The sequence below is a fragment of the Pseudooceanicola sp. NS-SX8 genome (assembly GCF_057380755.1).
Window position 1 is genome coordinate 2,642,074 of the sequence record NZ_CM170819.1, and the last position, 16,677, is coordinate 2,658,750.

A 16,677-nucleotide genomic window follows, 5' to 3' on the forward strand; every position below is an offset into this window, starting at 1 on the left:
GGCGGTGTGGCGGGCGTGAATGCCCGCAACCTCAGGGTTACCTGCGCCACGGCATCTGGCAAGCACGAGGTGCTGACGTTCCCGTGACTTTTTTGCGTCACGGGATCGCCTGCTCATCGCAGCACCCCATGCCCCCGCACATGCTCCGGCACCAGCCAGTCCGGGAAGCCGAAGACCTGCTCCAGCCCCCAGATGGCAAAGCAGATCGCCACCACGGCCAGGATCAGAAGCACCCGTTTCGCTGATGGCGGGTTGCGGGCCCAGCGGACCGCGCGGAGGAGCCAGGGGTTCATCCCGTGAACCGGACCTTGCCGATGCAGGGCAGGTTGCGATTGCACTGGGCGTAGTCGATCCCATAGCCCACCACGAACTCGTCGGGGATCTCGAAGCCGATCCAGTCGGCCCGGAAATCAACCTCCCTCCGGGAAGGTTTATCCAGCAATGCCACGGTCTTGAGCTGCTTCGGGTGGCGCGACTGAAGCAGGTGGATCACATGGCTCAGCGTGTAACCGGTGTCGACGATATCCTCGACCACCAGCACGTTGCGGCCCTCGATCTCTCCGCGCAGGTCCTTGAGGATGCGCACCTCGCGAGAGCTCTCGGTGCTGTTGCCGTAGGAGGAGGCCTCGATGAAATCGACCTCCACGTCACGATCCGACAGTTCCCGCACCAGGTCGGCGATGAAGACGAAAGAGCCGCGCAGCAGCCCCACGACGACCAGCCGCTCATCGGCCGGGAAGGTCTGGCGTATCTCGCGGCACAGCTCCTCGATCCGGGCGGCAATCGCCTTTGCGGAAATCATTTCGTCGATGACATATGGACGGCTCACGGCCTACCCCCTTGAATGTTGCGCCCTAGTGTAGGACAGACCACGCCGAGTAAAAACCCGAACCGTGCACAACCAGAGCCGGGACCCATGCCGACCCATTCAGAGACCCGAAACCTGCCCTATGGCGCCCAGCAGATGTATGATCTGGTGGCCGACGTCGCCTCCTACCCGAAGTTCCTGCCGTGGTGCGCCGCGGCGCGGATCCGCAAGGTCACGCCGGAAGGCGATCATCAGGTGATGGATGCCGACCTCGTGATTTCCTTCAAGGTTTTCCGAGAGAAGTTCGGCAGCCGCGTCGTGCTCTGGCCCGACGACATGAAGATCGACACCGAATACCTTGATGGTCCGTTCCGCTACATGAAGTCGAACTGGGCCTTCCGCGAGGCCGAAGGCGGCGGGTGCGAGGTCGATTTCTTCGTCGATTTCGAATTCAAGAACGCCGTGCTGCAGGGGATCATCGGCGTGGTATTCAACGAGGCTATGCAGCGTATCGTACGGGCCTTCGAACGCCGCGCCGCAGAGCTCTACGGCTGAAGCCGCCGCAGGGTTTCCAGAAGCATTTCAAGCGCATGGAGGGTCGCCCGGTGGCGTACCTCCGCCCGGCCCAGGGGGCCGAAGTCCACCGTCTCGCTGCGCGTGTAGACCGGCCCGGAGACGGCAAAGCATACCCGCCCCTCCGGCGCATCATCGGCAGGGCCGGGGCCTGCGACCCCGGTGGTCGCAACGGCCAGATCGCAGCCCAGGTGGGACCAGGCGCCCTCTGCCATTTCCTGCGCCACGTCTTCGGAAACGACGCCGAACTCCGCCAGTGTCCTTTCCGAGACGCCCAGCACTTTCCGCTTCACCGCGACGGAATAGCTTACCACGCCCCCCTCGACGACGTCGGAGGACCCCGGCACGTCGGTCAGCGCCGCGGCGATCAGCCCGCCGGTGCAGCTTTCGGCTGTGGCAAGTTTCAGGCCGGCCTTGCGGCAGGCCTCCAGCACGGCCCGGGAAAGCATGTCGGGGGCAGGCGCGTCGGTCATCGCATCAGCACCAGGTGGGAAAAGGCGGCGAGAACGATCACCAGCAGGGCGGCGAAGATCCCGGCGATGAGGTCATCCAGCATCACGCCCATGGCATCGTTGCGACGGTCTGCGCGGCCAACCAGCCAGGGCTTCCAGATGTCGAACAGGCGGAAGGCCAGGAAGGCGGTGATCCAGCCGGGCCAGAGGGCGGTGAGCGCCGCCGGGGCCTCCAGATGGCCCATCCAGAAAGGCACGTAGGTTCCGATGGAGACGGGCAGGAAGGCCACCCATTGGCCCACCACCTCGTCCACGACGATCTCTGACGGATCGTGGTTGTCCTTGCCGGCGGTTTCCGCCTTCACGGCCCAGAGGCCCGCATACCAGACGATGATCAGCGCCACGATCAGCAGGATGGGACCGCCCAGCAGGTGCAGCGCCGCACCCAGCAGCAGCCCCACGGCGCTGCCCCATGTGCCGGAGGCGGGTTTCAGGTGCCCGGTGCCCAGCACCGTTGCGATCAGGTGGGAGAGTTTCATGCGGGTGCCCTCATGCTTTGATCAGGCCCGGATTTTATCAGGCAGGCGGTCGCTATGGAGGCGATGCCCTCCTTGCGGCCCGTGAACCCCAGCCGTTCGGACGTCGTCGCCTTGACCGAAATGCGCCCGGGCTCCAGCCCGGTGATTTGCGCCATGCGTGCCTGCATCGCCGCGGCATGGGGGCCGACCTTGGGTGTCTCGCAGACCAGCGTGCAGTCGATGTTGGAGATGACAAAGCCCATTTTCGCCGCCAACGCCACAGCATGGCGCAGGAATATATGGCTTTCGGCGCCCTTCCACTGCGGATCGGATGGCGGGAAATGGCGGCCGATGTCGCCCTCTGCCAGGGCGCCATAGATTGCGTCGGTCACCGCATGCATGCCGACATCGGCGTCGGAATGGCCTAGCAGCCCCTTGTCATGCGGGATCTGGACCCCGCAGAGCCAGACATGGTCGCCCTCGGTGAACGCATGCACGTCGTAGCCGTTGCCCAGCCGAATATCCATCTTGCCTCTCAGTATGCTTTCCGCCCGGGCGAAATCGCCGGGATGGGTTATCTTCAGATTTTCTTCTGCGCCCTCGGTGATGGCAACACGGATCCCCGCGTGCCGTGCCACTTCGACGTCATCGGCGGCCCCGCCGGGATGTGCGGCATGGGCGGCCAGCAGCGGCTTCAGGGCGAACCCCTGGGGCGTCTGTGCCCGGAATAGGCCCTCGCGCGGCTGCACGCCGGTCACCGCGCCTGCCTCGCCATGCCAAAGCGCATCGGTGACCGGCAGGCCGGGAGCCGCAGCATCCGCTCCGTTCCGCAGGGCCTGCAAGACGCCGTCTATGACGCCCACGGGCACACAGGGGCGCGCGACATCATGGATCAGGACGGTACCGACCCGTGCCGGGTCCAGCGCGGCAAGCCCCGCGCGAACCGAGGCGTCGCGGCTGTCGCCGCCCCGCACACGGATCACGTCGAAGGGCAGGGCGATCGCCATGTCGTCCGGGTGCAGAACCACCACGATGGGGGACAGCCCCGCATCGCGGATTGCCTCCAGCGTCCAGTCGGCCACCCGGCGTCCGGCAAGGGCGCACCATTGCTTCGGCAGTGGCCCACCGGCCCTTGTGCCGCGTCCCGCAGCGACGATAATGGCGGCGTTTTCCACGCGTCGCGCCCCTCTTTGTCGTGTCAGTGCCCATGTTCTGAAGCAGAGGAATAGGGCGCGTCGGCGTCGGGAGCAATGGTAGGCGGGCCGGGTCTTTGCTCAAAGAGAAGGCATTTGACCCGTCAGACATGTCGCAATCGGATGCGTTTTGTTGTTACCGTCCCGAAGTTGGTCTAACGCATAAGCTGTTGCTCAAGGATTAAGCATGCCTGTCCTGAACCTGTTTCAACATGCCACGCCTCCGGTTTGCCTTGCTCCGTTGGCCGGAATCACGGATCGCCCCTTCCGCGACCTTGTCGCGCGCTTCGGTGCGGACCTCGTGGTTTCGGAGATGGTCGCGAGCCAGGAGATGGTTCAGGCAAAGCCCGGTACGCGGGAACGGGCGGAGCTCGGATTCGGCGATGCGGCGACCTCCGTGCAGCTTGCCGGCCGCGATACCTACTGGATCGGAGAGGCCGCGCGCATGGTCGAGGGGCAGGGCGCCGGTATCATCGACATCAACATGGGATGCCCCGCCAAGAAGGTCGTGGGCGGGCTTTCCGGCTCTGCCCTGATGCGGGACCTGGATCACGCGCTGCGCCTGATCGAGGCGGTAGCCGAAGCGGTTTCCGTCCCGGTGACACTGAAGATGCGGCTTGGCTGGGACGATGACAGCCTGAATGCGCCGGAGCTTGCTCGGAGGGCAGAGGGCGCCGGTGTCCGCATGGTCGTGGTGCACGGGCGGACCCGCTGCCAGTTCTACAAGGGGCGTGCCGACTGGACCAAGATCCGGGCGGTGAAGCAGGCGGTGCAGATCCCGGTGGTGGCCAATGGCGATATCACCGACGCGACAAGTGCGGCAGAGGCGCTGCGCCTGTCCGGTGCAGACGGCATCATGGTTGGCCGTGGCGCACAGGGTCGGCCCTGGCTGCTGGCGCAGCTGCGCGCCGGGCTTGCCGGTGCGCCGGTGCCAGAGGCACCCGATGCCCGCGCCTTCGTTTCAATGGTTTCAGACCATTACGAGGCCGGGATGAGCTTTTACGGTGCGGACCTCGGGAACCGGGTCCTGCGCAAACATCTCGGCTGGTACATGGACCTGGCCGCAACCGGGGCCGAGCTGAGGGGGCGCGTTCTGCGCGCGACGACCCCCAACGAGGTGCTGGATCTTCTGCCGGAGGCGCTTGCCGCCGGACCGACTGACACCCCAAGACCGGAGGCCCGTGCCGCATGAATACGCGGTCTAACCCACTGGAACTCGAAGATATCGCAGAAACCCTGGCCGAAGTTGAGGAAAGCACCCTTTGGGCGTCTCTCCCGGTTCCGGCGCTTCTGCTCGATCCCGAGGATTCCATCGTATCCATAAATTCCGCCGCGGAGGGGTTCCTGAATACCTCGGCCAAGTCCATCCGTGGCCAGAAGGTCTGGGAAAAGGTCCTGATCGACAGCCCGCTTGAAGAAGCATTCGAACGGGCCCGTGCGAGCTCTTCACCGCTTTTCGTAAACGATGTCGACGTGGGCACGGGGGATCGCGCCCCGCTGCATTGCAACCTGCAGGTTTCTCCGCTGAACGATCACGAGGGTTTCATGCTCTTCCTGATTTCGCCCCGCGAGCTGGCGGGACGTATGACGCAGGATCACAGCGTGAAATCCGCGGCGAAGTCCGCGATCGGCATGGCCGAGATGCTGGCGCATGAGATCAAGAACCCGCTGGCCGGCATTACCGGCGCGGCGCAGCTGCTGTCGATGAACCTGTCCAAGGAAGACATGGAGCTGACCGACCTGATCGTCGAGGAAAGCCGCCGTATCGTTAAGCTGCTGGAGCAGGTGGAGCAATTCGGCAACCTGACGATGCCTGACCTGAAGCCCGTGAACCTGCACGATGTTCTGGACCGGGCGCGCCGGTCCGCCCTGCTGGGCTTCGGGGCGAACATGAAGATCATCGAGGACTACGATCCCTCGCTGCCGCTGGCCTACGGCGATCCCGACCAGCTGCTGCAGGTGGTTCTGAACCTGGTGAAGAACGCGGCTCAGGCGGCCGGGCCGGAGGGGGGCAAGATCCGCCTTCATACATTTTTCGAACATTCCTTCCGTCTGCGCAGGGCGGATGGAAAGGGAAAGAGCCTGCCTTTGCAGATCGAAATCGAGGATGACGGCCCCGGCCTGCCGGAAGACATTGCCGGCGACATCTTCGATCCCTTCGTCAGCGGGCGGGAGAACGGTACGGGGCTTGGCCTTGCGCTGGTGAGCAAGATCATTTCGGATCACGAGGGCTGGATTTCGGTCACCTCGGTCCCGGGAAAGACGGTGTTCCGCATTTCGCTGCCGCGGGCACCCAAGGAACTTGAGAAGGAGAGTGAGTGATGGACGGCACGATTCTGGTTGCAGATGACGATCGCACGATCCGCACGGTTCTGACCCAGGCGCTGACCCGCGCCGGCTGCAAGGTGCATGCCACCTCGTCGCTGACCACGCTGATGCGGTGGGTTGGCGAAGGGAAGGGCGACGTGGTTATTTCCGACGTGATGATGCCCGACGGCAATGGCCTGGAAATGCTGCCGAAGATCGCCCAGGACCGCCCCGGCCTGCCGGTCATCGTGATCTCGGCGCAGAACACCATCATGACCGCGATCCAGGCGGCTGAGGCGGAGGCCTACGACTACCTGCCCAAGCCCTTCGACCTGCCTGACCTGATGAAACGTACCGCGCGTGCGCTGGAGCAACGCCAGAGATTGCCTTCCAAGACCGGTGGCGAAGAGGTCAAGGAACGCCCGGACGAGCTGCCCCTGGTGGGGCGCACCGCCTCCATGCAGGCGCTGTACCGGCTGGTCGCGCGAGTGATGAACACCGATCTTCCGGTGCTGATTGCCGGTGAAAGCGGGACGGGCAAATCCCTGATCGCGAAGGCGATTCACGATTTCTCCGATCGTCGCAACCTGCCTTTCGTGGCTGTCTCCGCCTCTGATCTGCAGGATCTGGAGGGCCCGGCCCGTATACTGGCCAAGGCCAAGGGCGGGACCGTCCTGTTTGATGAGATCGCGGATATCGACAACGAGGTGCAGGCCCGCATCGTGCGCATGATGGATGGCCCCACCGACATGCTGCCGCGCTTCATGGCGACCTCCCAGATCGACCTGAACCGGGCGATGGAAGAAGGGCGCCTGCGGCAGGATCTGTTCTACCGCCTGACCGGCGCCACCATCAACGTGCCCGCGCTGCGCGAACGTGTCGATGACATCCCCCTGTTGGTGGAGCACTTCCTTCAGCGGGCGGAGCGCGAAGGTGCCCTGCGTCGCTACCTGGCCGAAGATGCGCTGGAAATGATGCGCACCTACAGTTGGCCCGGCAACGTCCGGCAGCTGGAAAACTCCATCCGCCGTCTTGTCCTGACGGCGCGAACGGATGAGATCAGCCGCACCGAGGTCGAATCCGTCCTGGGCAATCAACCGGAAACGGAGCCGCTTCTGGGTGGCCAGGGAGAGAGCGAGAAGCTGTCAGGGTCTGTCGCCCGCCATCTGCGTCGCTACTTCGACCTGCATGGCAACATGTTGCCTCCGCCGGGGCTTTATGCGCGGATCCTGAAAGAGGTGGAATTGCCCCTGATAGAGATCGCCCTGGAGGCCACGGGCGGCAATCAGGCGAAATGCGCCGATCTGCTCGGGATCAATCGCAATACTTTGCGCAAGAAGATCACCGATCTGGATATTCGCGTGACACGCCGCCGGAAGTTGATGTAAAAGCGCCACAGAACCGTGGCCGACGGGGGACAGCCCCCGTCAGAGCCACAAGATATGGCGTTGGCGCAACAAGGCGCCACATCAGGGTGGGAGCAGCCTGTGGCCACGCGGGCACGACATCTGAACTGGAACCGGCTGCTCAAGCTGCGCCGGCAACGCAGGGTGCAGAATATCGCGACCCTGGGGCTGGTCCTGCTGGGCCCGGTGCTGGTCTTCTCCACCTTCCTCGTACTCGGCCCGTTCGATCAGGGCGGCTCCTCCATGGGGTTGCGCCTGATCCTGCTGGCGGATTTCGTCTACGTCATGGTTGTGGCGGCCCTGGTCGCGCAGCGCGTTGCCCGGATGATCGCGGCCCGAAGGGCGCAATCGGCGGGGTCGCGGCTGCACCTCAGGCTGACCGGCGTCTTCACCCTCATGGCGCTGATCCCGACGGTCTCTGTCGCGGTCTTCGCGGCCCTGACCATCAACATTGGTCTTGAAGGGTGGTTTTCGGACCGCGTGCGCGAGGTTGTGGGCACATCCCTTGCGGCGGCACGGGCCTATGAGGATGAACACCGGCAGGACCTTACCAAGGATGCGAAGGTCCTGGCCTCCGCCCTGGACGGCGCCAAGGATACCAACTTCTTCATTGGCGACGGAGAGCTGCGCCAGCTGCTTTCTTCCGGCCAGGCACAGATCCAGCGCGGCCTGCAGGAAGCCTATGTCATCGATGGGGTTGGGGAAATCCGCTCTCGGGGTGAGAAGTCCTATCTTTTCAACTACGAAGAACCAACGCCGGAGCAGATCAACGCAGCCTGGACCGACGGCATCGAGATCATCGAGGACTGGGACAACAACGAGTTCCGCGCCATCGTGCCGCTGCAGCGCTTCCCGGACAGGCTGCTTTACGTGACCCGCTCCGTTGACGGCAAGATCCTGAACCTGCTGGACGACACGCAGGAGACGGTTCAGCTTTACCAGCAGTTGGAAAGCGAGCGCGGCAGGGTCCTGTTCGAATTCGCGCTGCTCTACCTTGGATTTGCAGTGATCCTGATCCTTGCGGCGATCTGGCTGGGGCTTTGGTTTGCCGAGCGGCTTTCGCGGCCGGTGGGGCGCCTGACTTCTGCGGCACAACAGGTGGGCGCCGGCGATCTTGACGTGCGCGTCTACGAGGAGACGGGGAACGATGAGTTTTCCCTGTTGTCCAGGTATTTCAACCACATGACGCGCGAACTTAAGCGGCAGCGTGAAGAGCTTTTGGAGAATACTGCCCAGATCGAGGCGCGCCGTAGGCTGTTTGATTCCGTGCTTGGTTCGGTGACCTCGGGTGTGGTCGGGCTGGACGTGGAGGGGCGCGTCACCTTCGTGAACCGTTCGGCCGAGACGCTTCTGGCCTGGGATGAGCAGCAAGAGGCGCGACACATTTCCGTCGCCGTTCCGGAGTTCGGTCATCTCTTCGACACGCTGCGCCACGGCGGTGGCCAGGTGGTGCAGGAGGAAATCAAGGTGACCCGCGGCGGTCGGCTGGAAAACCTGCTTGTCCGCATGGCCACGCGCCGCAACGCCGAAGACCGCCGGGAAGGCTACGTGATCGCCTTCGACGATGTGACCGACCTTGTTTCGGCGCAGCGCATGGCGGCCTGGGGGGATGTTGCCAGGCGGATTGCCCATGAAATCAAGAACCCGCTTACGCCGATCAAGCTGTCTGCGGAACGGATCCGACGGAAATTCGGTCGCTTCCTGGCGGAAGAGCAGGCCAGTGACCTTGAAAACCTGACGGATGTGATCGTCCGCCAGACCGATGACCTTCGCCGTATCGTGGATGAGTTCAGCAAGTTCGCACGGATGCCGGAGCCGACACGCCGGCATGAGGATCTGTCGAAACTGGTTCAGAATGCCGTCCTGCTGCAGCAGTCGGGGCAGCCGGACGTGGAGATTTCCTCCGATCTCGCGCCGGGGAATTACGCGGCGGAGCTGGATGCGACGATGATCAGCCAGGCGCTGACGAACCTGATCAAGAACGCCGGCGAGGCGACCCATGCGCTGTCGGAGCGGGGGGCGCCTGATGGTTGGTCGCCGGGTATCCGGGTGACCCTGTCGCGCGAAGAGGGGGATGGCTTGCCGGAGGCAGTGATCTGCATTTCCGACAACGGGATCGGCTTGCCGGAAGACCGCGCGCGGCTGTTCGAACCCTACGTGACGACCCGCGACAAGGGCACGGGCCTGGGCCTGCCCATCGTCAAGAAGATCATCGAAGAACATGGTGGAAGCCTGACCCTGGAAGATGCCGCTCCCTTCGCCGGGGGCGCGCATGTCGGGGCCATGGCCGTGATCCGGCTGCAATTGACACCGGATGCCGCCCAATGACAGGAAAGAGGTAGTAATGAGCGACATTCTTATCGTGGACGACGAGCGGGACATCCGCGAACTGATTTCCGATATTCTCCAGGATGAAGGTTACGCGACCCGAACGGCCGGGAATTCCGAAGAATGCATGACGGCCGTCGAGGGGGAGCAGCCCGCACTGATGGTTCTGGATATCTGGCTGAAGGACAGCCAGATGGACGGCATCGACATCCTGAAGACCGTGAAGCGCGATCATCCGGACATTCCGATCATCATCATCTCGGGCCATGGCAACATCGAAATCGCCGTGGCGGCCATCAAGCAGGGCGCATACGACTTCATCGAGAAGCCCTTCAATATCGACCAGTTGCTGGTCGTGATCCGCCGCGCGATGGAGACCAGCCGCCTGCGGAAGGAAAACTCTGCCCTGCGTCGGCGCGGCGGCGATGCGGCAGAGATGATCGGGGCTTCTGCTGCCTTCCGGACGATGATCGGCCAGCTGGACAAGGTTACGAAATCCAACGGCCGGGTGATGCTGCGCGGCCCCTCGGGGGCAGGCAAGGAGGTCGCCGCGCGTTATGTGCACGCCAACTCGAACCGGGCGGATGCGCCCTTTGTCGTGGTGAACTGTGCGCAGATCGAAGCAGACCGGATGGAAGAAGTGCTCTTCGGTCGCGAGAGCGGTGATCGCGGGATCGAGCCGGGCCTTCTGGAGCAGGCGGATGGCGGCGTGATCTACTTCGATGAGGTCGCCGACATGCCGCTTGGCACCCAGTCCAAGATCTTGCGTGTCCTGGTCGATCAGCAGTTTCTGCGTGTCGGCGGGGCGGAAAAGATCAAGGTGGACCTGCGGGTGCTTTCCTCGACCTCGCGAGAGCTGGAGGCGGAGATCGACGCAGGCCGTTTCCGCGAAGAGCTGTTCCATCGTCTGAACGTGGTCCCCGTTGCCGTGCCGTCCCTGACGGAGCGGCGGGAGGATATCCCGCTTCTGGCTGGTCATTTCATCGAAGCGCTGCACCGTTCGCAGGGCCTGCCGATGCGGGAGCTGTCGGAGGAGGCGGCCGCGCTGATGCAGACAATGGCTTGGCCGGGGAACGTCCGTCAGCTGCGCAATGTCATTGAACGGATCCTGATCCTGGGCGACAGTTCCGAACAGATCGATGTTGCCGAAGTGCCTGCGGAAGATGAACGTGCGACCGATGCCGAAGGCCGGGTGATCCTCTCGGGTGCCTTGGCCATGCTGCCACTGAGAGAGGCGCGTGAAGCCTTCGAGCGGGAGTATCTGCTGACCCAGATCAATCGCTTCGGTGGCAACATTTCCAAGACTGCGCAGTTTGTCGGAATGGAACGCTCTGCCCTGCACCGCAAGCTGAAGAGCCTGAATGTCGTGACCACGAACCGGTCCGGAGGCCGCATCGCGCGGGTCGAGGATGAGGAAAGCGGCGCATCTTCCGCGGCCCGATGAGCTTTGTGCAGAACCTTGCGAGTGCCCCGCAAGGTTCTGACTTTCCATTGAAATAGTGGATTTTCAGCGTGTCAGCTTTAGCGCGCCGCCGGTAATCTCGACATGGTCGAAGCGGTTCAGGTAGGACATGCCGAGCAGGGGCATGTCCAGCTCTCCCTCGTTGACCATCGCGCGCACATTCTGATCGGTGACACCGCCGAGGGTGACCGTCCTCAGACGGATGGGCGCGGTGGCGACGGTCCCGTTCGCCGTTCCTGCCCGGCCGGAAAAGACCAGTCGATCCAGGTCGATACCGGCCGCTCGGGCCGCATCCCGGGTCAGGACGATATCGGTGGCCCCGGTATCGACGAGAAAGGTCATCGGCTCTCCGTTCACGGTGACACGGGCGTAGTAATGGCCATCGGCCTGCTGCGGCAGGGTAATGACCTGTCCACTGTCGCTGATCGTCTGCGCGGGCGTGATGGTGTTCCTGACCTGGTCCCAAAGGCCGATCCCGGCCAGGACGGCGACGAAAATCAGCGCCCAGAGCAAGGCATGACGCATCATCTGACCGATCTTGTCGCGGTTGGAGACGAAGAAATAGCCACCGATGGCGGTCAGGAGCAGGCCTAGGTAGGCGAGGTTGCCGATATCAATTCCGTTCATGACAGCGATATAGGCGGGCCGGACGCTGGTGTCATCCGGTCAGGACGCGAAACCGAAGGCCTTGAGCCCATCCAGCACGAACTGGACCGACAGGGCGGCCAGGAGCATGCCCAAAAGCCGCGTGACGACGTTGATGCCGGTCCGCCCAAGCGCGCGCTCAAGTAGCCCTGCAGTGAGACCGAGCACAAAGACGATGGCAAGCACGGCAAGGGTGACGGCGAGGGTGAGCAGCAGCCCGGAAATCCCGGGGCTCTGTCCGGCAAGAAGGATCACGGTGGCGATGGCCCCCGGCCCGGCGATCAGGGGGATCGCCATGGGGAAGACCGACGGATCGGGATGATCCGCCTCTGCCTCGGCGCTGTCGGAGGTGTTCTCACGTCGTTTCGTGCGGCGCTCGAAGAGCATGTCGAGCGCAGTCAGGAAAAGAAGCAGGCCGCCCGAGATCCGGAAGGCGGGCATCGAAATCCCGATGAAGCCCAGGACCTGTTCGCCGGCGATGGCGAAGACGGCCAGGATGGCGAAGGCGATAAGGCAGGCACGCAGCGCGATCGCACGACGCCGCTTCTCTGACTGCCCCTGGGTCAGCGCAGCAAACAGCGGGGTCAGGCCAATCGGGTCGATGATCACGAAGAGCGTGACGAACGCGGTGATCAGAAAGCCGCCATCCATGCCGTCTCCTCCCCTGAGTTTCGCGCCTCGCCTCAGATTGGCAAGTCAGACCGGGCAGGGCAAGCGATCAGGCTTCGGCGGCTTCCAGTTTCTCAAGCGCGGCCATCCAGAGAGCCTCCGCCTTGTCCATGGCTTCCCGCAGTTCGGCGTACTTTCGGTTCCAGACCTCCAGCTCTCCGACCTTGCCATCTTCGTAAAGGGCGGGATCGGCCAGCTTCCTGGAGAGCTTGTCTGCCATATCCTCCAGCTTCTTCACCCGCTCTTCGCATTTGCGGACGTCGGAGCGCAGGGTCAGAACCTGATCGCGGGAGGGGCGCTTGGGCTTTTCCTTGACCTTTTCCTTCTTTTCCTGGGGCTTGTCGCTTTGCAGCAGCATCGCGCGGTAGCTTTCAAGGTCACCCTCGTAGGGGGCGACGCGACCGTCCTTGACCAGCCAGAGCCGGTCGGCCACGAGGCTGAGCAGGTGCATGTCGTGGGACACCAGGATCACGGCGCCGGTGTAGTCGGTCAGGGCCTCGACCAGGGCTTCGCGGCTCTCGATGTCCAGGTGGTTGGTCGGTTCGTCGAGGATCAGCATATGCGGCGCGTCCAGCGTCGCAAGCAGGAGCGAAAGGCGCGCTTTCTGTCCGCCGGAGAGTTTCCCCACGAGCGTTTCCGCCTGTTCTGCACCCACGCCGAACCCGGCAAGGCGCGCTCTCAGCTGAGCGGGGGCTTCGGTCGGTCGTTCGCGGCGGACGTGGTCAATGGGCGTTTCGTCCAGGTGCAGTTCCTCGACCTGGTGCTGGGCGAAGAAGCCGATCCGCAGCTTGGAGCTGCTCACCATGTCGCCCTCCATGGCGGCGAGCCGGCCAGACAGGAGTTTGGACAGGGTCGACTTGCCTTCGCCGTTGCGGCCAAGCAGGGCGATACGGTCATCCTGATCGATCCGCAGGTCCAGGCGCGACAGCACGGGCTTGCCGTCATAACCGACGGAGACACCTTCAGTTTTCAGGATCGGCGGGGAGAGCTCTTCCGGCTGGGGGAAGGAGAAGCGGCGCAGGGCCGCTTCCTGCGGCCGCGTGATGGGGGTCATCTTCTCAAGCGCTTTCACGCGAGACTGTGCCTGCTTTGCCTTGGACGCTTTGGCCTTGAAACGATCGACGAAGCTTTGAAGGTGCGCCCGGCGGGCTTCTTGCTTGTTCGCTTCGGCTTCGGCGACGGCCAGCTTCGCGGCGCGCGTCTTGGCGAAGGTGTCGTATCCTCCGGAGTAGAGGGTCAGCTTGCGGTCTTCCAGATGCAGGATGTGACCGACTGCGCGGTTCAGCAGGCCGCGGTCGTGGGAGATGACCAGAACGGTGTGGGGATAGGACGCGAGGTAGCTTTCCAGCCAGAGCGCACCTTCCAGGTCCAGGTAGTTGGTCGGTTCGTCAAGCAGCAGGACGTCGGGCTGCGAAAACAGCACACCGGCAAGAGCGACGCGCATGCGCCAGCCACCGGAAAAGGCCGAGCAAGGCATCTTCTGCTCGTCATCGTCGAAGCCAAGACCTTTCAGGATGCTGGCGGCGCGCCCTTCGGCGGACCAGGCATCAATGTCTGCCAGACGGGTCTGGATATCTGCAATCCGGCCTGCGTCGGTCGCGGTTTCGGATTCGGCCAGCAGGCCGGCCCGTTCCGTATCGGCCGCCAGAACCGTGTCGATCAGGGAAACCTCGTTGCCGGGAACCTCCTGGGCTACGCCACCGATGCGGGCGCGCGAAGGGAGCGTGATCTCGCCACCGTCGAGGGTCAGCTCTCCGCGGATCAACCGGAAGAGGGTGGTCTTGCCGGTGCCGTTCCGGCCGACGATGCCGACCTTGTGGCCTTCGGGCACGGTAACGGACGCCTCTTCGAGAAGGGGGCGACCGGCGACGGAGTAGGAGATGTTCTGGATGCGCAACATGTGCGCTCTGTGCCCGAAGGTGGCTGGGGCGTCAATCGGCTGCGACGAGCTTGTGCCGTGCGGATGCGCGCGGCGGGGTGTCGGATGCGACCTTGGACAAATTCGGTGCGTCAGCCCGGCTGTTCGGCGTTCTCAGGACTGTGCGCGCAGGTGATCAAGGGCGTCAGCGGCGCTGACAGCCTCGCAACCTCCCGACGCTTCATGCGGGGCAGGGCGCGCGGGCCGTAGCAGGTTTCCACCGGGATCTGCCCAGCTATGGCGAGGGCCAGGTCAGGTCGCAGTTGGCTCAGCTCTGCGCAAGGCTCCGGGCCCAGGGCGCGGAGCGCGACGGGACCGGGCCAGAGGCTTTCGATGGCCACACCCTTCGCCAGGATCAGGGAGTGTTCCGGCAAGAGTAGGTGGTGATAGGTGACGTGCCGGACACCCGGGCGATGCGACTGCCGGCAAACTTGCCTTCTGCAAGAAAGCCGGCGGGCACAATGCGGGGCCCATCCGGCGTTGCAAGCGCAACGCCATACTGGCGGGAGGGGCGAAGTTCCCGCCCGCTGTTGAAGCTGCCTGCGCGAAAGACGACCGGACGACGCCAGAGATGCGCGGCCAATTCAGCCTGACGCAAATGCCGTTGACCGGTCCAGACCATGGTCTGTGGACCCTTGAACGTCGTCAGGACCTGGTCTCCGGCTTTGAGATCCTCCACGGTGCGGCCCCCTTCGGGCGTCGCGATCAGTGTGCCGGACACGAGGCAGGGAATACCCATGGCCACCAGCGTAGAAGTGTCGGTGCTGGTGCCGTAGCTGACATTTCCAAGCAGGACCGAAGAGCCATTCGGAAATGTCAGCCGGGTTGCCGCTGCCATCGACCATGTCCGAGACTTCGATCCAGTCCGCTGTCTCTCCGCCCTCGTTCCCCGCGTAGATGGTGTCGTCTCCATCGCTGTCGAGGATGTAGAACCGGTCGTTGCGAACCTCGCCCCAGAGGGTGTCATTGCCGGAGCTGGCCCAGATCGTGTCGTCGCCGGAGCCGCCGTTGACGGTATCGGCACCGCCTTAGGCGAAAACGTCATCTGCTCCGTTTCCGCTGTAGACGAGGTCTGCACCCTCTCGGGCCCCGATGGTGTCGCTGCCAGCTGCCCCATAGATCGTCTTGTCGCCGGTCAGGATCGTGCAGATCCGATCGTCGACATGGTCGTCTCCGACCTCGTCGGATGTAGCGTCTCCGTCCAAGGTGACGTCGTCATCGGTGATGGTGTATGGATGGGCATCGGCTGTACTGTCCCAGTCGCCGGGAAGGTAGATTTCTGCTCCCAGGCTGAGGGAGGAGCCGGAAACAGGCTGGATCGTCCCGGGTGCGATACCCTTGAAGACGTAGGTGGTCATGATGCGTTCCACGAGGCTGCGAAACCCACTGCTAGTCCAACTTGCATATGGTCGCGTTAGGGATGCCTGGACGTCTTTTCAAACCGGGCACCTCATGTTAGGCGGGGCGCGATCCTGCGGCATCCATTGCCGCTTCTGACAGAGAGACCGAGACAATGGCCACGGAACGTACCCTTTCGATCATCAAGCCCGACGCAACTCGCCGCAACCTGACCGGCAAGATCAACGCCAAGTTCGAAGATGCCGGCCTGCGCATCGTCGCGCAGAAGCGGATCCAGCTGACCGAAGCTCAGGCTGGCAAGTTCTACGAAGTGCACAAGGAACGCCCCTTCTACGGTGAACTGTGCGAGTTCATGGCCTCCGCGCCGGTCGTCGTGCAGGTGCTGGAAGGCGAAGGCGCCATCGCGAAGAACCGCGAAGTGATGGGCGCAACCAACCCCGCCGACGCGGCCCCGGGCACCGTTCGCGCCGAGTTCGCAGAGTCCGTCGGTGAAAACTCCGTGCACGGTTCCGACGCACCGGAAACCGCCGCGCAAGAGATCTCCTTCTTCTTCTCCGGCCTCGAACTGGTCGGCTGATAGTCCGGGCGAAAGCTCGTACCAGGACATTCGGAACGCGCATCCTTGATCGGGTGCGCGTTTCTGTTTTCGGAGGCTTCGGAGGGTTTGTCTGACCCTGCGTTGCCGTCAATATCTTTCGCTCAGGCCGATCCGGGACAGGAAGTCGTCCAGTTCAGCGGGCAACGCACCTGGGACCCGGCATTTCGCTGAGCGATGCTTGAGCTCGTCGAACTGCTCCCGCATCTTCTCCTTTTCCGCCCGATCCGCATCCATCCAGGGCCGCCCCTGAAGGCCGAGGCAAAGAGCCATGTAGCCTGCGAAATGCGGTTTCATTCCGGATTGCAGAGCGCGCAGATAGCTTTCATCCGGACCGAATTCACGCAGTTGCTCTGCAGAGGTGATCCCGGCGCGGGCAAAGGCCGTCTCCATGGCCGGCCCGAGGTTCCTGATGGTGCGAATGTTCGTCATAGCGTCAGCATG

The 16,677-nt window shown here is 63.6% G+C and carries 18 protein-coding genes and 1 pseudogene; 7 read left to right on the top strand and 12 right to left on the bottom strand.

Features of this window, described 5'->3' with window-relative positions; all coding sequences use genetic code 11:
* Positions 1-113: 113 nt before the first annotated feature.
* Together AC2IR1_RS12070 and hpt are read right to left on the bottom strand one after the other, a co-directional pair.
* Positions 114-293, bottom strand: a complete 180-nt coding sequence (locus tag AC2IR1_RS12070; protein ID WP_486472215.1) for a hypothetical protein — start codon at positions 291-293, stop codon at positions 114-116.
* The gene (gene hpt, locus AC2IR1_RS12075) at positions 290-802 is read right to left on the bottom strand and encodes a hypoxanthine phosphoribosyltransferase (RefSeq protein WP_486476413.1); all 513 of its coding nucleotides are present in this window, start codon (positions 800-802) and stop codon (positions 290-292) included. The genes AC2IR1_RS12070 and hpt overlap by 4 nt, the downstream gene beginning before the upstream one ends.
* Positions 803-916: 114 nt before the next feature.
* Between hpt and AC2IR1_RS12080 the strand changes: the two genes are divergently transcribed.
* Positions 917-1,363: a type II toxin-antitoxin system RatA family toxin gene (locus AC2IR1_RS12080; RefSeq protein WP_486472216.1), complete on the top strand. Its 447-nt coding sequence runs from the start codon at positions 917-919 to the stop codon at positions 1,361-1,363.
* Here AC2IR1_RS12080 and AC2IR1_RS12085 read toward each other — a convergent pair.
* The 3 genes from AC2IR1_RS12085 to AC2IR1_RS12095 are packed head-to-tail and all read right to left on the bottom strand — an operon-like array spanning position 1,354 to position 3,526.
* Positions 1,354-1,854 (bottom strand): CinA family protein, encoded by a 501-nt coding sequence (locus AC2IR1_RS12085; protein ID WP_486472217.1) that lies wholly within the window; start codon positions 1,852-1,854, stop codon positions 1,354-1,356. The genes AC2IR1_RS12080 and AC2IR1_RS12085 overlap by 10 nt on opposite strands.
* On the bottom strand, positions 1,851-2,372 hold the full coding sequence (locus AC2IR1_RS12090) for a phosphatidylglycerophosphatase A family protein (RefSeq protein WP_486472218.1): 522 nt from the start codon (positions 2,370-2,372) through the stop codon (positions 1,851-1,853). The genes AC2IR1_RS12085 and AC2IR1_RS12090 overlap by 4 nt, the downstream gene beginning before the upstream one ends.
* Positions 2,369-3,526, bottom strand: a complete 1,158-nt coding sequence (locus AC2IR1_RS12095; protein ID WP_486472219.1) for a bifunctional 2-C-methyl-D-erythritol 4-phosphate cytidylyltransferase/2-C-methyl-D-erythritol 2,4-cyclodiphosphate synthase — start codon at positions 3,524-3,526, stop codon at positions 2,369-2,371. The genes AC2IR1_RS12090 and AC2IR1_RS12095 overlap by 4 nt, the downstream gene beginning before the upstream one ends.
* 205 nt (positions 3,527-3,731) lie before the next feature.
* Between AC2IR1_RS12095 and dusB the strand changes: the two genes are divergently transcribed.
* The 5 genes from dusB to ntrX all read left to right on the top strand — a co-directional run bounded on the left by dusB (position 3,732) and on the right by ntrX (position 11,029).
* Positions 3,732-4,736, top strand: a complete 1,005-nt coding sequence (dusB, locus tag AC2IR1_RS12100; RefSeq protein WP_486472220.1) for a tRNA dihydrouridine synthase DusB — start codon at positions 3,732-3,734, stop codon at positions 4,734-4,736.
* A complete protein-coding gene (locus AC2IR1_RS12105) occupies positions 4,733-5,866 on the top strand; it encodes a two-component system sensor histidine kinase NtrB (RefSeq protein ID WP_486472221.1) in 1,134 nt (377 codons plus the stop codon). Before dusB ends, AC2IR1_RS12105 begins: the two co-directional genes overlap by 4 nt.
* On the top strand, positions 5,866-7,239 hold the full coding sequence (locus tag AC2IR1_RS12110; RefSeq protein WP_486472222.1) for a response regulator: 1,374 nt from the start codon (positions 5,866-5,868) through the stop codon (positions 7,237-7,239). Before AC2IR1_RS12105 ends, AC2IR1_RS12110 begins: the two co-directional genes overlap by 1 nt.
* Positions 7,240-7,338: 99 nt before the next feature.
* Positions 7,339-9,585, top strand: coding sequence for a sensor histidine kinase NtrY-like (locus AC2IR1_RS12115; RefSeq protein ID WP_486472223.1), 2,247 nt, complete (start codon positions 7,339-7,341; stop codon positions 9,583-9,585).
* A gap of 16 nt (positions 9,586-9,601) precedes the next feature.
* Positions 9,602-11,029 carry a nitrogen assimilation response regulator NtrX gene (gene ntrX, locus AC2IR1_RS12120; RefSeq protein WP_486472224.1) on the top strand — a complete coding sequence of 476 codons (1,428 nt, stop codon included), beginning with the start codon at positions 9,602-9,604 and terminating at the stop codon, positions 11,027-11,029.
* A gap of 63 nt (positions 11,030-11,092) precedes the next feature.
* Here the strand turns inward: ntrX and AC2IR1_RS12125 are convergent, their stop codons facing one another.
* From AC2IR1_RS12125 to AC2IR1_RS12150, 6 genes and pseudogenes are all read right to left on the bottom strand, one after another.
* Entirely contained in the window at positions 11,093-11,674 is a 582-nt protein-coding gene (locus AC2IR1_RS12125) for a retropepsin-like aspartic protease family protein (RefSeq protein WP_486472225.1), read from the bottom strand.
* 39 nt (positions 11,675-11,713) lie between these two features.
* The gene (locus tag AC2IR1_RS12130) at positions 11,714-12,343 is read right to left on the bottom strand and encodes a MarC family protein (RefSeq protein WP_486472226.1); all 630 of its coding nucleotides are present in this window, start codon (positions 12,341-12,343) and stop codon (positions 11,714-11,716) included.
* A gap of 67 nt (positions 12,344-12,410) precedes the next feature.
* Positions 12,411-14,261 (bottom strand): ABC-F family ATP-binding cassette domain-containing protein, encoded by a 1,851-nt coding sequence (locus AC2IR1_RS12135; RefSeq protein WP_486472227.1) that lies wholly within the window; start codon positions 14,259-14,261, stop codon positions 12,411-12,413.
* A 373-nt stretch (positions 14,262-14,634) separates the two neighbouring features.
* A complete protein-coding gene (locus AC2IR1_RS12140) occupies positions 14,635-15,117 on the bottom strand; it encodes a Hint domain-containing protein (RefSeq protein WP_486472228.1) in 483 nt (160 codons plus the stop codon).
* A 121-nt stretch (positions 15,118-15,238) separates the two neighbouring features.
* Positions 15,239-15,295, bottom strand: a pseudogene (locus AC2IR1_RS12145) (hypothetical protein); the annotation flags it as partial.
* A gap of 12 nt (positions 15,296-15,307) precedes the next feature.
* Positions 15,308-15,637: a hypothetical protein gene (locus AC2IR1_RS12150; RefSeq protein WP_486472229.1), complete on the bottom strand. Its 330-nt coding sequence runs from the start codon at positions 15,635-15,637 to the stop codon at positions 15,308-15,310.
* A 155-nt stretch (positions 15,638-15,792) separates the two neighbouring features.
* On the opposite strand from AC2IR1_RS12150, the gene ndk reads away from it, so the two are divergent.
* Positions 15,793-16,215 (top strand): nucleoside-diphosphate kinase, encoded by a 423-nt coding sequence (ndk, locus tag AC2IR1_RS12155; protein ID WP_486472230.1) that lies wholly within the window; start codon positions 15,793-15,795, stop codon positions 16,213-16,215.
* Positions 16,216-16,323: 108 nt separating this feature from the next.
* Here the strand turns inward: ndk and AC2IR1_RS12160 are convergent, their stop codons facing one another.
* Positions 16,324-16,665 (bottom strand): TfoX/Sxy family DNA transformation protein, encoded by a 342-nt coding sequence (locus tag AC2IR1_RS12160; RefSeq protein ID WP_486472231.1) that lies wholly within the window; start codon positions 16,663-16,665, stop codon positions 16,324-16,326.
* Positions 16,666-16,677 lie beyond the last annotated feature (12 nt).

Bases quoted from the DNA above. Each gene is read 5' to 3' on its own strand.
- hpt (WP_486476413.1), bottom strand. From the start codon at position 802: ATGATTTCCGCAAAGGCGATTGCCGCCCGGATCGAGGAGCTGTGCCGC.
- AC2IR1_RS12085 (WP_486472217.1), bottom strand. From the start codon at position 1,854: ATGACCGACGCGCCTGCCCCCGACATGCTTTCCCGGGCCGTGCTGGAG.
- AC2IR1_RS12160 (WP_486472231.1), bottom strand. From the start codon at position 16,665: ATGACGAACATTCGCACCATCAGGAACCTCGGGCCGGCCATGGAGACG.
- AC2IR1_RS12150 (WP_486472229.1), bottom strand. From the start codon at position 15,637: ATGACCACCTACGTCTTCAAGGGTATCGCACCCGGGACGATCCAGCCT.
- AC2IR1_RS12090 (WP_486472218.1), bottom strand. From the start codon at position 2,372: ATGAAACTCTCCCACCTGATCGCAACGGTGCTGGGCACCGGGCACCTG.
- AC2IR1_RS12135 (WP_486472227.1), bottom strand. From the start codon at position 14,261: ATGTTGCGCATCCAGAACATCTCCTACTCCGTCGCCGGTCGCCCCCTT.
- ndk (WP_486472230.1), top strand. From the start codon at position 15,793: ATGGCCACGGAACGTACCCTTTCGATCATCAAGCCCGACGCAACTCGC.
- AC2IR1_RS12105 (WP_486472221.1), top strand. From the start codon at position 4,733: ATGAATACGCGGTCTAACCCACTGGAACTCGAAGATATCGCAGAAACC.
- ntrX (WP_486472224.1), top strand. From the start codon at position 9,602: ATGAGCGACATTCTTATCGTGGACGACGAGCGGGACATCCGCGAACTG.
- dusB (WP_486472220.1), top strand. From the start codon at position 3,732: ATGCCTGTCCTGAACCTGTTTCAACATGCCACGCCTCCGGTTTGCCTT.
- AC2IR1_RS12125 (WP_486472225.1), bottom strand. From the start codon at position 11,674: ATGAACGGAATTGATATCGGCAACCTCGCCTACCTAGGCCTGCTCCTG.
- AC2IR1_RS12070 (WP_486472215.1), bottom strand. From the start codon at position 293: ATGAACCCCTGGCTCCTCCGCGCGGTCCGCTGGGCCCGCAACCCGCCA.
- AC2IR1_RS12140 (WP_486472228.1), bottom strand. From the start codon at position 15,117: ATGGCAGCGGCAACCCGGCTGACATTTCCGAATGGCTCTTCGGTCCTG.
- AC2IR1_RS12080 (WP_486472216.1), top strand. From the start codon at position 917: ATGCCGACCCATTCAGAGACCCGAAACCTGCCCTATGGCGCCCAGCAG.
- AC2IR1_RS12110 (WP_486472222.1), top strand. From the start codon at position 5,866: ATGGACGGCACGATTCTGGTTGCAGATGACGATCGCACGATCCGCACG.
- AC2IR1_RS12130 (WP_486472226.1), bottom strand. From the start codon at position 12,343: ATGGATGGCGGCTTTCTGATCACCGCGTTCGTCACGCTCTTCGTGATC.